This is a genomic window from Cupriavidus sp. H19C3, from assembly GCF_049393815.1.
Lineage (GTDB): Bacteria > Pseudomonadota > Gammaproteobacteria > Burkholderiales > Burkholderiaceae > Cupriavidus.
In genome coordinates this window covers 375,319-390,066 of sequence record NZ_CP184986.1, presented here as the reverse complement: position 1 = coordinate 390,066, position 14,748 = coordinate 375,319, and the positions used below count along the sequence as shown (strand labels likewise).

Here is a 14,748-nt window from a genome sequence, read left to right as displayed (position 1 = left end):
GGCCGTGAAAGATGGATACAAGTCTTGCACGCGTGCGGTCCACAGCGCGGCATCGTCGGCCATGCTGCACCGCCGCGAAATGGCTGGCATCCACACTGCCAGGCAGTACGGTGGCACGGCGAAGCGGGAGATCGGAAGCGGAAAGCGGAAAGCGGAAAGCGGAAAGCGGGAGGCGGGAGGCGGGAGGCGGGAGGCGGGAGCCGGAGAGCGGGAGGCGGTGGGGGAGGAAGCGGCTTAGAAACGCGGAGAGCGACCGGGGGGAAAGGCCGAAGAACCGCGATCGTCTCAGCGCGGCTGGTTGCGCAGGTAGTCGGTCAGCCGGTCCGGCGCCATCGGCCGGCCATAGAGATAACCCTGCGCCTCGAAGCAGCCATGGGCCAGCAGGAAGTCGCGCTGCCCGGTGGTTTCGACGCCTTCGGCAACCACGCCAATGCCCAGGCTCTTGCCGACGGTGATCACCGAATTGACGATGGCCGCATCCACACCGTCCTCGACCACATTGCGGATAAACGACTGGTCGATCTTGAGCCGGTCCACCGGAAAGGTCTTCAGGAACGACAGCGAGGCATAGCCGGTGCCAAAGTCGTCGCAGGTCAGCGTGACGCCGTCGCGCCGCAGCGCCTGCAGCTGGTCCGACACATCGTCGCCCTGCTGGAGCGCGATGGTTTCCGTGATCTCGATCTCGAGCAGGCCGGGGGGCAGCTCCAGCGCGCGCAGCACGTGGCGCACCTCGGTCAGCAGCCGGCTCTCGGCCAGCTGCGCGGCAAACAGGTTGATCGCCACGCGCGGGGCCTCGTCGCCAAACTGCAGCGACCAGGCCCGCGCCTGCGCGCAGGCGGTATGGAGCAGCCACATGCCGACGTCGCTGGCCACGCTGCTGGCGGCCAGGGCATCGATAAAGGCGGCCGGCGTGAGCAGGCCGAGCGTCGGATGGCGCCAGCGCATGAGCGCCTCGGCGCCGAGCACGCGGCCGTCGCGCAGATCGACCTGCGGCTGGTAGAGCAATTCGAACTGGCGCTGGGCATACGCCTCGCGCAACGCCTGCACGAGCGAGAGCCGCGTGGTCACATCGGCGCGCATCTGCGGCTTGAAGAAGCGGATGGTGCGACCGCCGTCGTGCTTGGCCCGGGCCAGCGCCAGGCTGGCGGCGGCAAGGACGTCGGACGTGTTGTCGCCACCGGGGGGCAGCACGCAGGCCCCCACGCTCGCCAGCACATGATGGCGGCGCCCGGACATCTCGAACGGCGCGGACAGCATCGACTGGATGGCGGCGCTCACATGGCGCACCAGCGTCGGATCGGAAATGGAGGTCAGCAGCACGCCGAATTCGTCGCCGCCGACGCGGCCGATAACGGCATCGCGCGGGGAGGCATCCTTCAGGCGCCGGGCCACGTGCTGGAGAATCGCGTCGCCCTCGGCATGGCCATGCATGTCGTTGAATGCGCGGAAGTCGTCAATACCGATCAGGAGCAAGGCAAAGCGCGGCGTCGCCTCCGCACCCAGGCGCGCCTCCAGCCGCTTCAAGAATGCCTGGCGGGCGACCACGCCGGTCAGCGGATCGAGATCCGCCGGCGGCAAGGCGCCAGTCGCCTTCGCCTCCGACTTGGCCACCATTCCTGCCCTATCTGTTGTGATTGACATTTTCCCCGCTCAGCTATTTGGCAAGTGTGACGAAAACCATGGAAAAATCAAGCGCTACCGCATGCCGGCGCAAGCGCGCAACGACCGGCCAGGCGCCTTGCGGGCGTCGTTGAAATGGACAAGCCCTTAAAGTACCCTAGCCCGCAACCGGTACCACCCCGCCGAAGCGGTGACTTTTTTCCCTCATTTGACAAATATGTCATCGCATATGATGTCATCGCATATGCCGATCAGACCGGACGCACCGGAGGCTTCAGGTTGGACACGCGACGACCGATAACCATCGTTGCGGTGCAATGTCCGACCGAGCGGCCAGCATCCTCATCCATCAGACCTCTATCGTGAAGCACTGGACCATCCGCACCCGCATTCTCGCTAGCTTTACCTTCATCCTGCTGGTCATGACGCTGATGGCGGCGGTGGCATACAACCGCCTCGACGCGATCGACCGGGAGACCAGCCTGATGCGCCGGGACGCGCTGCCGGGCCTGACCTACAGCGCCGGCATGCGGGGTATCTGGGGCGAGATCTACGTGCTGGCCTGGCAGACCGTAACGGCGGCCGACGAGGCCCAGCGCGGACGGCTGCTGGCGCAGACCCGCGATGCGAACCAAAGGTTCGACCGTTTGGAACAAATGTATGAAGCCTCGATTTCGCGCGCAGAGGACCGCACGCGCCTGGAGGCCTTCAAGCAGGTCCGTGCCAGATACGACCAGGCCGCGCTGCCCTATATGGATCCGCTGCGCTGGAAGGACACCGCCGCCGCCGAGGCGGCCCTGCGCGGCAGCGCCCATGACCTCTGGTTCCAGGGCCGCAAGCTGCTCCAGCAACTGGTCGACGACAATACCGCCGTCAACGAGCGGGCGGCCGCCAGCATCGTGCGCGCCGTGGACACCGCCGAATCCAGTATCGCGGTGGCCCTGGCCGTGGCCCTGCTGGTGGCGCTCGTCTGCGGCTTCCTGCTGCTGCGCGCCATTACGGTGCCGATGCAGTCGATCGTCTCGCTGCTGGGCTCGATGCGCGGTGGCGACCTGCGCCAGCGCATGGCGCTGCAGCGCCGCGACGAATTCCATGCGGTGGAGGAAGGCTTCAACCAGATGTCGGGCGAACTGACCTCGCTGGTCGGGCAGGCGCAGCGCTCGGCCATCCAGGTCACGACCTCGGTCAACGAGATCGCCGCCACCGCGCGCCAGCAGCAGGCCACGGCGACCGAGACCGCCGCCACCACCACGCAGATCGGCGCGACCTCGCGCGAGATCTCGGCCACCGCGCGCGACCTGGTGCGCACCATGAGCGAGGTCTCGCACGCCGCCGAGCAGACCGCCGGCCTGGCCGGCACCGGCCAGGTGGGCCTGTCGCGCATGGAGGCCACCATGCACCACGTGATGGAGGCCGCCGGCTCGGTCAACGCGCGCCTGGCCACGCTCAACGAGCGCGCCGGCAATATCAACCAGGTGGTGACCACCATCGCGCGCGTGGCCGACCAGACCAACCTGCTCTCGCTCAACGCCGCCATCGAGGCCGAGAAGGCCGGCGAGTACGGCCGCGGCTTCTCGGTGGTGGCGACCGAAATCCGCCGCCTGGCCGACCAGACCGCGGTGGCGACCTACGACATCGAGCAGATGGTGCGCGAGATCCAGTCCGCGGTGGCAGCCGGCGTGATGGGCATGGACAAGTTCTCGGAGGAAGTGCGCCGGGGCATGTCGGAGGTGACGCAGGTGGGCGACCAGCTCTCGCAGATCATCGGCCAGATCCAGTCGCTGGCGCCGCGCGTGCAGATGGTCAACGAAGGCATGCAGGCACAGGCCGGCGGCGCCGAACAGATCAACCAGGCGCTGATGCAGTTGTCCGAGGCGGCGCAGCAGACCGTCGAATCGCTGCGGCAGTCGAGCCAGGCGATCGACGAACTGACCCTTGTGGCCAACGAACTGCGCAGCGGCGTGTCGCGATTCAAGGTGTGAGCACCATGCGCATGCGCGGGCATCCGTGTCCCAGGCGTCGCGCACCGGAGTGCAAGCGATGAAACTGTTCCTGCTGTTCCGTATCGGCGCTGACCGCTACGCCCTCGACGCCGCCGAGATCGCCGAGGTGCTGCCGCTGACCCGGACCAAGCAGATCCCGGGCGCGCCGCCATGGGTGGCGGGGCTGATGGTCAGGCACGGGCAGCCGGTGCCGGTGCTCGACATTGCCGCGCTCGCCACCGGCACCCCGGTCGTGCCGCGCACCAGCACGCGCACGGTACTCGTGCACTATCGGCGCGGTCCCGATGGCCCCACGCATCGGCTCGGGCTGCGGCTCGAATTCGCCACCGAGACACTGCGTTGCGACGAAGCCTCGTTCGTCGCCGGCGGCCTCGACCCGGCCCATGCGCGCTATCTGGGCCCGGTGCGCCACGACGCGCGCGGCCTCGTGCAATGGATCACCGTGTCGGCGCTGTTACCCGACGATGTGCAGGCGCTGCTGTTTCCCGCGCCCCTGCCAGCATGACCGACGCCATGTCCCTGCCGAGACCCGAAACGCAGATCGAAGCATTGCTCAAGGAGCGCATCGGCCTGGACGCCGAGACCATCGGCGGCGGCGCCATCGCCCGCGCCGTGCGCGACCGCGCGCTGGCGGTGGGCGCGCGCGATACGGCCGCGTACTGGAACCTGCTGCATGCCGCCCCCGACGAACTGCAGGCGCTGATCGAGGCGGTCATCGTGCCGGAGACCTGGTTCTTCCGCCACCGCGAGGCGCTGCTCGCGCTGGCGCGCGTGGCCGCGCAGCAGGTGTTCGGCGCGCCCGGCATGGTTCCCCACACCCCGGGCCCGCATCCCTTTGGCCCCCATCCCCTGGGTACGCACGCCGGCACGGGGGGAGATCCGCCCCTGCTGCGTATTCTGAGCGTGCCGTGTTCGACCGGCGAGGAGCCCTACTCCATTGCCATGGCGCTGCTCGATGTTGGCATTCCCGCCGCGCGCTTCCGCGTCGATGCCGTCGATATCAGCGCCCGCTCGCTGGAACGCGCGCGCATCGGCCACTACGGCAGCAATGCGTTCCGGGGCCGGCCGCTCGATTTCCGCGACCGCCATTTCGTGCCGGCCCCCGCCGGCTACCAGTTGAGCGAGGCGGTGCGCGCGCAGGTGCGGCTGCTGCGCGGCAACCTCATGGATCCACTGCTGCTTGCCAACGAGCCGCCCTATCACTTCGTGTTCTGCCGCAACCTGCTGATCTACTTCGACGCCGACACGCAGCGGCGCGCGGTGCGTACGCTGCAGCGGCTGACGCGGACCGACGGCATGATCTTCGTCGGTCCGGCCGAAGCCAGTCTGCTGACCCGCGAAGGCCTGTCCGGCACCGGCGTGCCGCTCGCCTTTGCCTTCCATCCGCACGATGCGCTGCCGCGCGCGGCGGCCGCGCCCGGCCCGGCGTCCGCGGCGCGCGTGCGGAGCGGCGCCGCCGCCGGTGGCGCGGGCGGCGCGGGCAGTGCCACCGCGCGCCTGCGGCCGCCGCAGGCGGGCACGGCACGGAGCGCCGCCGCTTTGCCGGGGGCGGCGGGCAGCGCCGCACCCACCGCGGCGGCGCCGAAGGTCGACGCGCCGGATATCACCGCACCGGGTTTCACCACGCCGATTGTCAGCGCACCGAACAGCGCCGCACCGGACCGCAACCCGGCCCCGTCCCGGCCGGGCGCGGCGAATGTGCCGGCTTCCGGTGGTCCGGCTTCCGCTGTGTCGCCTGCCGCTGTGTCGCCTGCCGTGGCGTCCGCCTCGCCATCATCGTCATCCATGTCCGGCGATGCCGCGGCACGCGCGGAGCTTGCCGCCATCGCGGCGCAGGCCGATCGCGGCGAACTGGAAGCCGCCACCGCGGCATGCCGCGACTACCTCGCCCGCCATGCCCACGCCGCCGACGCCTATTGTCTGCTCGGCGTGCTGCACGACGCCGCCGGGCGCACCGCCGATGCGCAATCGGCCTACCGCAAGGCGGTCTATCTCGATCCGGGCCATGAAGAAGCGCTCTATCACCTTGCCGCGCTGCTGGAAAGCAGCGGCGATGCCGCCGGCGCCGGGCGCCTGCGCCAGCGTGCTCAACGACATGCCCGCCTGAACCATGGCTGAGCACGCAACCGAATCCCCCCTGCTACGCGCAGGCGCCGTCGACGATTGCTGGCGCCGCATCGGCGTCTCGGGCGACCGCAGTTGTCCGCAACTGGCAACCTGTATCCATTGCCGCAACTGCCCGGTGCACGCCCATGCCGCCGTCGCGCTGCTCGACGCGCTGGGCGGCGGCGAAGCCGTCGATGCCGCCACGCTCGAGCATGAGCCAGCCGGCCATGCGGCCGAGCGCGCGCGCAGCCGGTCCTGCCTCGTGTTCCGCGTGGACGACGAATGGCTCGCATTGCCCACCGCGGTGCTCGGTGAAGTGACCGCGCCGAGCCCGATCCACTCGCTGCCGCATCGCCGCCATGCGGCGCTGCTGGGCGTGGCGCCCGTGCGCGGCGCACTGCTGCCGTGCATGTCGCTGGCGCTGCTGTTCGGTGGCGAGCGCCCGCGCGAGGCTGCGCCGCAGGCGCGCGCGCGCTTTCTGATCCTTGGTCAGGGCCGCCATGCCATGGCGCTGCCCGTGGACGAGGTGGCCGGGGTGGAGCGCATCGGCGATAGCGCGCTGCTGCCCTTGCCCGCCACGCTCGCGCGTGCGTCCGCGCGTTATACCGAAGCACTGTTCGATCAGGCCGGACGCGTGTCCGGCACCGTCGGCCTGCTCGATGCCGACCTGCTGCGGCAGGCCCTGGCGCGGAGCCTGGCATGAATCCCGAGCAATTGCGCGATGCGTCCCTGCTCGAGCTGTTTGCGCTCAAGGCCGAGTCGCAGGCCGAGGTGCTCAATGCCGGCCTGCTCGCGCTCGAACGCGACCCCGTGGCGGCGGCCCATCTCGAAGCGTGCATGCGCGCCGCGCATTCGCTCAAGGGCGCCGCGCGCATCGTCGGCATCGACGGTGGCGTGCGCGTGGCCCACGTGATGGAAGACTGCCTGGTAGCCGCGCAGCGCGGCAGCTTGCGACTGTCGGCAAGCCATATCGACGCCTTGCTGCAAGGCACGGACCTGCTCCAGCGCATCGGCCACCCGCCCGACGGCGATCCCGGCTGGGCGGAGCGCGACGGCCAGGCGGCAATCGCGGCGTTCGTGCAGCGCATGGAAAGCCTGCTCGCGAATCCGGGGCGGCAGGAGATGGGGAGCGGCAACACTGCGGCCGGGACCGCGGCGCCGGCACCCGCGGTGGCACCCGTGGCCGCAACGACCGCAACGCCGCTGCCTGCGACCGCAGCAGGCGCCACGCAGCCAGGGCCGACCGGATCCGGGCCGGCATCCCAGCCCACGGCGACACCGCCCCCCTCGACCGCTCCCTCGACCGCTCCCTGGGCCGCTCCCTCGACCGTCCCCTCGCCCGCACCCGCGCCCGCCCCCTTGCCCGCGACCGCGCGCGCGGCGACTCCCGCGGCCGGGCCCTCCGGCGACACCCAGGAGCGCATGCTGCGCGTCAACGCCGACCGCCTCGACCGGGTCCTCGCAATGGCCGGCGAGGCGATGGTCGAAACCAACTGGCTGCATCCGTTCGGCGTCACGCTGCAGCAGGTGCGGCGGGAGCAACTGCGCGCGCTGCAGGCCATCGACGCGATGCACGCCCTGCTCGGCAGCCCCGATGCGAGCGTGGCCGGGATGCGTACGGCACTCGGCGAGATCCGCGCGCTGATCGGCGATGCCAGCGACCAGATTGCGCGCCGCGTGGACGAGCTCGATCAATACGACCATCGCACCGGCCGTCTGTCGCGGCAGCTCTACGACACCGCACTGGCCTGCCGCATGCGGCCGCTCTCGGACGGTATCACCGGCTTCTCGCGCATGGTGCGCGACCTGGCCCGCACGCTCGGCAAGTCCGCCCGCCTGGAGATGTCGGGCGAGCAGACCCAGGTCGACCGCGACATCCTGGAACAGCTCGACGCCCCGCTCGCGCACCTGCTACGCAATGCCGTCGACCATGGCATCGAGCCGCCCGCGCTGCGTGCCGCGGCCGGCAAGCCCGACGAGGGCCGCATCTCGCTCTATGCGCGGCATAACGCCGGCCGCCTCGTCATCGAAATCTTCGACGACGGCGCGGGCGTCGACCTCGAAGCGCTGCGCGCGGCCATCGTCAGGCGCGGGCTCGCGCAACCGGATACCGCCGCGCGGCTCTCCCAGGCGGAACTGCTCGAGTTCCTGCTCCTGCCCGGCTTCAGCCTGCGCGACACGGTGTCCGAGGTATCGGGCCGCGGCGTCGGCCTGGACGCCGTGCAGGACATGGTGCGCGCCGTGCGCGGCAGCCTGCGCGTGTCGCAGCAGCCGGGCAGCGGCCTGCACTTCCACCTGGAGCTGCCGCTCACGCTGTCGATCGTGCGCGCGCTGATGGTGGAGGTGGCCGGCGAGGCCTACGCCTTTCCGCTCGGCCATGTGCTGCGCGCGGTCAGCGTGCGGCGCGACGAGATCGCGCAGATCGAAAGCCAGCAGCACTTCCGTCACGAGGGCCGACCCGTCGGACTGGTCAGCGCCGCGCAGCTGCTGCAGCGCCCCGAGCGCGCGCATGACGACGACGCGCTGCCGGTGGTGGTGCTCGGCGAGCACGACCGCATCTACGGCGTGGCGGTGGACCGCCTGCTCGGCGAACGGACGCTGGTGGTACAGCCGCTCGCGCCCGCGCTGGGCAAGATCAAGGACATCGCGGCCGGCAGCCTGACCGACGACGGCACGCCGGTGCTGATCTTCGACGTGGAAGACATGCTGCGCTCGGTCGAGAAGCTGGTCGCGGACGGTCGCCTCGCGCGCGTGCGCCAGCCCGGCCAGGATGCGGCCCAGACGCGCCGCAAGCGCGTGCTGGTGATCGACGATTCCCTGACCGTGCGCGAACTCGAACGCAAGCTGCTGGCCGGCCGCGGCTACGACGTGGCGGTGGCGGTCGACGGCATGGATGGCTGGAACGTCCTGCGCGCCGAGCATTTCGACCTCGTCATCACCGACGTCGACATGCCGCGCATGGACGGCATCGAGCTGGTGGGCCAGATTCGCGCGGAACCGCGCCTGCAGCAACTTCCGGTCATGATCGTGTCGTACAAGGACCGCGAGCAGGATCGCGAACGCGGACTGCAGGCCGGTGCGGATTATTATCTGGCCAAAGGCAGCTTCCATGACGCCGCGTTGCTCGACGCGGTGCAGGACCTGATCGGCGAGGCACGCGCATGAAGATCGGCATCGTCAACGATTCGCCCCTGGCCGTCGCGGCACTGCGCCGGGCCCTCTCGCTCGACCCCGCCCACGAGATCGTCTGGGTCGCGGGCGACGGCGAACAGGCGGTCAGCATGGCGGCGGCACGTACGCCGGACCTGATCCTGATGGACCTGCTGATGCCGGTCATGGATGGCGTGGAAGCGACGCGCCGCATCATGGCGGCCACCCCGTGCGCGATCGTCGTGGTGACCATGGACCTGGGCCGCAACGCGGCGCAGGTTTTCGACGCGATGGGCTACGGTGCGATCGATGCGGTGGACACACCCACGCTGGCGGAACCCGACGCGCAGATCATGGCCGGCCCGCTGCTGCGCAATATCGGCCGTCTGCTGGCCGGCCGCGCCGCCGGGGCGCACGCCCTGCGCGCGCCCCGGCCCGCTTCGGCCGCACCGTCGCTGGTCGCGATCGGCGCCAGCGCGGGCGGGCCTGCTGCGCTGGCGGCCGTGCTCGGCGCGCTGCCGCGCGACTTCGGCGCGGCAGTGGTGATCGTCCAGCATGTCGACGAAGCCTTCGCGCAAGGCATGGCTGAATGGCTCGATGCCCAGTGCGTGCTGCCCGTGCGTATCGCGCGCGCGGGCGACACGCCGCAGGCGTCCACCGTCCTGCTGGCCGGCACCAACGACCATCTGCGCCTGACGTGCGGTGCACGGATGGCTTACACGACCGAACCGGGTGAGTCGCTCTACCGGCCATCGATCGATGTATTTTTTGCCAGCGTGGCGGAACACTGGCGCGGCCAGGCGGTCGGAGTGCTGCTCACCGGCATGGGCCGGGACGGCGCGCTTGGCCTGCGCGCCATGCGCGAACGCGGCCACCTGACCATCGCGCAGGACCAGGCGACCAGCGCGGTGTATGGCATGCCGAAGGCCGCCGTCGCACTCGATGCGGCCAGTGAAGTCCTGCCGTTGCCACGTATCGCGGCGCGGCTGGTCAAAGCCTGCGGCGGGGGCCGCACGCCATGCTGACATGGCAGGGCAACGGGAACAGAAGGAACACATCATGTCCAAATACTACGACCCGGCCGACGTGGCGGCCGACGGCCGCCACGGCGAATATCTCGCGATGGTGCTGCTGGTCGACGACCAGGCCATCATCGGCGAGGCCATCCGGCGCGCACTGACCGGTGCGCCCGATATCGACTTTCACTACTGCTCGCAACCGGACGAAGCGGTCGCGGTGGCCGAGCGCACGCAGCCCACGGTAATCCTGCAGGATCTCGTCATGCCGGGCACGGATGGCCTGACGCTGGTGCGGCATTACCGGGAGAATCCCGGCACGCGCGACATCCCGATCATCGTGCTCTCCACCAAGGAGGAGCCGACCATGAAGAGCGCGGCGTTCGCGGCAGGGGCCAACGATTATCTGGTCAAACTGCCCGACAGCATCGAGCTGATCGCGCGCATCCGCTATCACTCGCGCTCGTACCTCAACCTGCTGCAGCGTGACGAAGCTTACCGCGCGCTGCGCCAGAGCCAGCAGCAACTGCTCGAGACCAATCTCGAACTGCAGCGGCTCACCAACTCCGACGGCCTGACCGGACTCTCCAACCGGCGCTACTTCGACGAGTACCTGGGCGCGGAATGGCGCCGTGCACAACGCGAGCAGACGCAGCTGGCGCTGCTGATGCTCGACGTCGATGCCTTCAAGGCCTACAACGACACGTACGGGCACGTGGCCGGCGACGAAGTGCTGCGCCGCGTGGCGTCCGTGATTCGCGACAACTGCGAGCGCCCTGCCGACCTGCCCGCGCGCTTTGGAGGCGAGGAATTTTCGATGATCCTGCCCTCGACCTCGCCCGGTGGCGCGCGCCTGCTCGCGGAAAAGGTGCGGCGGGCGATCGAGGCGCTGAAGATTCCGCACAGCGGTTCCCCCACGAGCGACTGCGTGACGGTCAGTATCGGCGGCGCGGTACAGGTGCCCGATGCGGCCGCAAATTTCAACCGGCTGGTGGAGGCGGCCGACAACGGCCTGTACCAGGCCAAGCGCAGTGGCCGCAATCAGGTGGTCATGGTGTAAAGTTTTCCGTCACAAACGCGCGATGCAAAAATTTCCGCCTCGCGCGCATCCCTTGCCCTGCTTCGTTCCGCGCGGCGCGCGGCAAACCGCCGCGTATCGGCCGCGTAACCAGACTGTGGGATTTCTCCGACAGGGAATTCGGAGCCGCGCGTCTGCCATGCCAGCGCGCGGATGCCTATCGTTCCATCACGGCATGCGCGATCTATTGAGCTGCCTCACCGCTGCCCCGGCACGGCTGCTGCGCGCCCTTATTTCCCAACGGCAAGAGGTGAATCCAATGACAAGTCTTAAGAGCAAAGTGACTCTCGGCCTGGCGCTCGCCGCCACGGCACTCCTGGCGGCCTGCGGCGGCGGCGACGACGGCGTCGACGACCGGCTTGGCATCTCGCGTCCAGCGGTACGCATGATCAATGCGGTGACGGCCGGCCCGAACCTGGATCTGATCCAGAACGGCTCGCTCACCCAGGTGCAGAATGCCCCGTACAAGTTCGTGTCGGGCTATTTCGATATTTCCACCGACAACAACCTGTTCCAGCTGAACATCGCCGGTACGCAGACCACGGTCGGCCAGACCACCATCAACGGTACCACCGGGCACAAGTACACCATCGTCGCCGTGCCGGGCACTGCCGCGCCGGACGTGGTGCAGATCAATGATCCGTTCGACAAGGGCGTGATCTCCGACTCGGCCCGTATTCGCGGCCTCAACGCCTCGATCAACGCGCAGAACGTCGACATGTACATCACGCAGCCGGCGGTCGATATCAACTCCGTCCAGCCGACGCTCGCCGCGATCCCCTACAAGGGTGCCGTGCCGGCATCTGGCCAGGACTCGATCTATATCGATGGCGGCACCTATCGCCTGCGCGTGACCACGGCCGGTACCAAGACCGTGATCTTCGACTCCGGCTCGCTGACGATCAACGACAACGCCGACTGGCTGATCACCACGATCCCGACCGATGGCTTTGGCGCGGTGGTGCCGAACAACATCAAGGTGCTGGTGGCACAGAGCAATACCAGCTCGACCAACTCGCTGGAGCTCGTCTCGCAGCCGTTGACGGCTTCGCCGGCACCGGCCTCGACCGCCGCGGCACAGTAAGTGCGGCAACGAGTGAGGCAACCCGCGCGGCAACCAGCGCGATAGCCTGGGCCGCAAGCTCTGACGGTACGCCCCGGCGTGCCGCCAGAGCCGAGAAGCCGGGCCCCCAAAAAAAAAACGCCGCGTCATGCGGCGTTTTTTCTTTCCTCATCTTCCTCGATCTGCTCCATCTCCTGCTTGAGCACGCTGAGGTGGGACAGATACGCATCGAGTTCGGCGCGGCCCGCGTCGGTAATGCAATACACGCGGCCGTTGCCTTCCACCAGCTCGGCGGTGATCGCGCGCGCCATCATCAGGCTGCGCAGGATCGGCCGCAGGGCCCGGATATTCTTTTCGATGCCGCGCTCGCGCAGCCGTTCCACGAGGTTGAAGACCGTGGAAGGGCTGGCCTGCACGAGCTTGAGGATGTAGAGCCGGAATACGACCCGGTCCAGCACAGGCGGCTTCATGGTTTGTATCATGCTGACGCGCCAAAAAAGCGGGGTGCGCGGGGCACCCCTGAAGCTTGCGTTGTGTACGCCGGAGGTGCCGGCGTCGTTCCTGCAGCGCCCGCGGGCGCTATTCCTCCTGGAACGCTTCCTCGCGCTTGGCCTTGATCGACGGCAGCGCGACCACGGCCACCAGGGCGGCGGCTGCGATCAGCAGGCCCATCGACAGCGGACGCGTGACGAACACGGTGAAGTCACCGCGCGACAGCAGCAGCGCACGGCGGAAGTTTTCTTCCATCATCGGTCCCAGCACGAAGCCGAGCAGCAGCGGCGCCGGCTCGCACTTGAGCTTCAGGAACAGATAACCGATCACGCCGAAGGCGGCAGCCATGAACACGTCGAAGGTCTGGTTGTTGACCGAGTACACGCCAATGCAGCAGAACGTGAGAATCGCCGGGTACAGGAAGCGATACGGCACGGTCAGCAGCTTCACCCAGATCCCGATCATCGGCAGGTTCAGGATGATCAGCATCAGGTTGCCGATCCACATCGAGGCAATCAGGCCCCAGAACAGCGCCGGGTTGCTGGTCATCACCTGCGGACCGGGCTGGATGTTGTGGATGGTCATGGCACCGACCATCAGCGCCATCACGGCATTGGGCGGAATGCCGAGCGTCAGCAGCGGGATGAACGAGGTCTGCGCCGCGGCGTTGTTGGCCGATTCCGGACCCGCCACGCCTTCGATCGCGCCCTTGCCGAACTCGTGCGCATACTTGGAGGTCTTCTTCTCCAGCGAGTACGCGGCAAACGAGGCCAGCGCCGCACCGCCACCCGGCAGGATGCCCAGTGCCGAACCCAGCGCCGTGCCACGCAGCACCGCGGGGATCATGCGCTTGAAGTCTTCCTTGGTCGGGAACAGATTCGTCACCTTGTTGGTGAACGTCTCGCGGGCTTCCTTCTGCTCCAGGTTCGCGATGATTTCCGCAAAGCCGAACATACCCATGGCCAGTGCCACGAAGTCGATACCGTCGGTCAGCTCGGGCACATCGAACGAGAAGCGCGCGGCGCCCGAGTTCACGTCGGTACCGATCAGGCCCATCAGCAGGCCCAGCACGATCATCGACACGGCCTTCGGCAGCGAACCCGATGCCAGCACCACGGCGCCGATCAGGCCCAGCACCATCAGCGAGAAGTACTCGGCGGGGCCGAACTTGAATGCCAGTTCCGACAGCGGCGTGGCAAACGCGGCCAGGATCAGCGTGGCCACGCAACCGGCGAAGAACGAACCCAGGCCAGCGGTGGCAAGCGCCACACCGGCACGGCCGCGACGGGCCATCTGGTAGCCGTCGATGGTGGTCACCACCGACGACGATTCACCGGGCAGGTTCACCAGAATGGCGGTGGTGGAACCGCCGTACTGGGCACCGTAGTAGATACCGGCCAGCATGATCAGCGCGGCCACCGGGGGCAGCGAATACGTGACCGGCAACAGCATCGCGATGGTCGCGAGGGGCCCGAGGCCCGGCAGCACGCCGATCAGCGTACCCAGCACGCAGCCCAGGAACGCGTACGCGAGGTTCTGCAGGTTCAATGCCGTGGAAAAACCCAAGGCAAGGTGGTCGAACAATTCCATTGCGTCTCGCTCCTTAGCCGGTAATAAATGCAGGCCACACCGGCATCTGCAGGTTGATGCCGTACACGAACGCGCCCATGCTGATCAGCACGAGAACGACGCCGGCGAGCAGCGCGCCCTTCCAGCTGAATTCGTGGCTCGCCATCGACGAGATCACGACCAGCACGAAGACCGACAGCACCATGCCGAGCGGCTTGAGCAACAGGCCGAACAGCACCACCGAACCCAGAATCCACAGCAGCGTCTTCAGGTCCCAGCGGGCCAGTTGATCTTCTTCACCCTTCTTGCCCAGCGCGCCGAGCGTCACGACCGCGCCGAGCAGGGCCAGCACCAGGCCCAGCAGGAACGGAAAATATCCGGGTCCCATCTTTGCGGCCGTTCCCATGGAATAGCCGCGAGCGACGAAGGAAAAGCCCAGACCGACCACGACGAACATCAGGCCGGAGGCAAAGTCCTTTTGGCTGCGTATGCGCAAAACGATTCTCCTCTACGTTTATCAAAATCAGGCCGTACGGCATGGCACGCCGGCTCGGACGTCCACGCCGCGAAAGCCACCATTGATCAAGGGACATCCATCAAGGGGCATTCGGCGGGATGGGACGAACAGTAGAGATGCGATCTTTCAGGTGC

Annotated in this window: 12 protein-coding genes; 8 read left to right on the top strand and 4 right to left on the bottom strand. The window is 68.2% G+C overall.

What is annotated here, in order from left to right; all coding sequences use genetic code 11:
- Positions 1 to 285 precede the first annotated feature (285 nt).
- A complete protein-coding gene (locus DFLDMN_RS21270) occupies positions 286 to 1,614 on the bottom strand; it encodes a putative bifunctional diguanylate cyclase/phosphodiesterase (protein WP_423199850.1) in 1,329 nt (442 codons plus the stop codon).
- 323 nt (positions 1,615 to 1,937) lie between these two features.
- On the opposite strand from DFLDMN_RS21270, the gene DFLDMN_RS21265 reads away from it, so the two are divergent.
- From DFLDMN_RS21265 to DFLDMN_RS21230, 8 genes are all read left to right on the top strand, one after another.
- Positions 1,938 to 3,602: a methyl-accepting chemotaxis protein gene (locus DFLDMN_RS21265; protein WP_423199849.1), complete on the top strand. Its 1,665-nt coding sequence runs from the start codon at positions 1,938 to 1,940 to the stop codon at positions 3,600 to 3,602.
- A 58-nt stretch (positions 3,603 to 3,660) separates the two neighbouring features.
- Positions 3,661 to 4,128 carry a chemotaxis protein CheW gene (locus tag DFLDMN_RS21260; protein ID WP_423199848.1) on the top strand — a complete coding sequence of 156 codons (468 nt, stop codon included), beginning with the start codon at positions 3,661 to 3,663 and terminating at the stop codon, positions 4,126 to 4,128.
- A gap of 8 nt (positions 4,129 to 4,136) precedes the next feature.
- Complete coding sequence (locus DFLDMN_RS21255; protein ID WP_423199847.1) at positions 4,137 to 5,741, top strand: CheR family methyltransferase; 1,605 nt, start codon at positions 4,137 to 4,139, stop codon at positions 5,739 to 5,741.
- Entirely contained in the window at positions 5,734 to 6,432 is a 699-nt protein-coding gene (locus DFLDMN_RS21250) for a chemotaxis protein CheW (RefSeq protein ID WP_423199846.1), read from the top strand. Before DFLDMN_RS21255 ends, DFLDMN_RS21250 begins: the two co-directional genes overlap by 8 nt.
- Positions 6,429 to 8,894, top strand: a complete 2,466-nt coding sequence (locus tag DFLDMN_RS21245) for a hybrid sensor histidine kinase/response regulator (protein ID WP_423199845.1) — start codon at positions 6,429 to 6,431, stop codon at positions 8,892 to 8,894. Before DFLDMN_RS21250 ends, DFLDMN_RS21245 begins: the two co-directional genes overlap by 4 nt.
- Positions 8,891 to 9,904: a chemotaxis response regulator protein-glutamate methylesterase gene (locus DFLDMN_RS21240; RefSeq protein WP_423199844.1), complete on the top strand. Its 1,014-nt coding sequence runs from the start codon at positions 8,891 to 8,893 to the stop codon at positions 9,902 to 9,904. Before DFLDMN_RS21245 ends, DFLDMN_RS21240 begins: the two co-directional genes overlap by 4 nt.
- Before the next feature lie 34 nt (positions 9,905 to 9,938).
- Positions 9,939 to 10,955: a diguanylate cyclase domain-containing protein gene (locus DFLDMN_RS21235; protein ID WP_423199843.1), complete on the top strand. Its 1,017-nt coding sequence runs from the start codon at positions 9,939 to 9,941 to the stop codon at positions 10,953 to 10,955.
- A gap of 277 nt (positions 10,956 to 11,232) precedes the next feature.
- Positions 11,233 to 12,057, top strand: coding sequence for a DUF4397 domain-containing protein (locus tag DFLDMN_RS21230; protein WP_423199842.1), 825 nt, complete (start codon positions 11,233 to 11,235; stop codon positions 12,055 to 12,057).
- A gap of 125 nt (positions 12,058 to 12,182) precedes the next feature.
- Here DFLDMN_RS21230 and DFLDMN_RS21225 read toward each other — a convergent pair whose 3' ends face one another.
- The 3 genes from DFLDMN_RS21225 to DFLDMN_RS21215 all read right to left on the bottom strand — a co-directional run bounded on the left by DFLDMN_RS21225 (position 12,183) and on the right by DFLDMN_RS21215 (position 14,593).
- Positions 12,183 to 12,506 carry a transcriptional regulator gene (locus DFLDMN_RS21225; protein ID WP_423199841.1) on the bottom strand — a complete coding sequence of 108 codons (324 nt, stop codon included), beginning with the start codon at positions 12,504 to 12,506 and terminating at the stop codon, positions 12,183 to 12,185.
- A gap of 109 nt (positions 12,507 to 12,615) precedes the next feature.
- Positions 12,616 to 14,118: a tripartite tricarboxylate transporter permease gene (locus DFLDMN_RS21220; protein ID WP_423199840.1), complete on the bottom strand. Its 1,503-nt coding sequence runs from the start codon at positions 14,116 to 14,118 to the stop codon at positions 12,616 to 12,618.
- Positions 14,119 to 14,131: 13 nt separating this feature from the next.
- Complete coding sequence (locus DFLDMN_RS21215) at positions 14,132 to 14,593, bottom strand: tripartite tricarboxylate transporter TctB family protein (RefSeq protein WP_423199839.1); 462 nt, start codon at positions 14,591 to 14,593, stop codon at positions 14,132 to 14,134.
- Between the last annotated feature and the right edge of the window lie 155 nt (positions 14,594 to 14,748).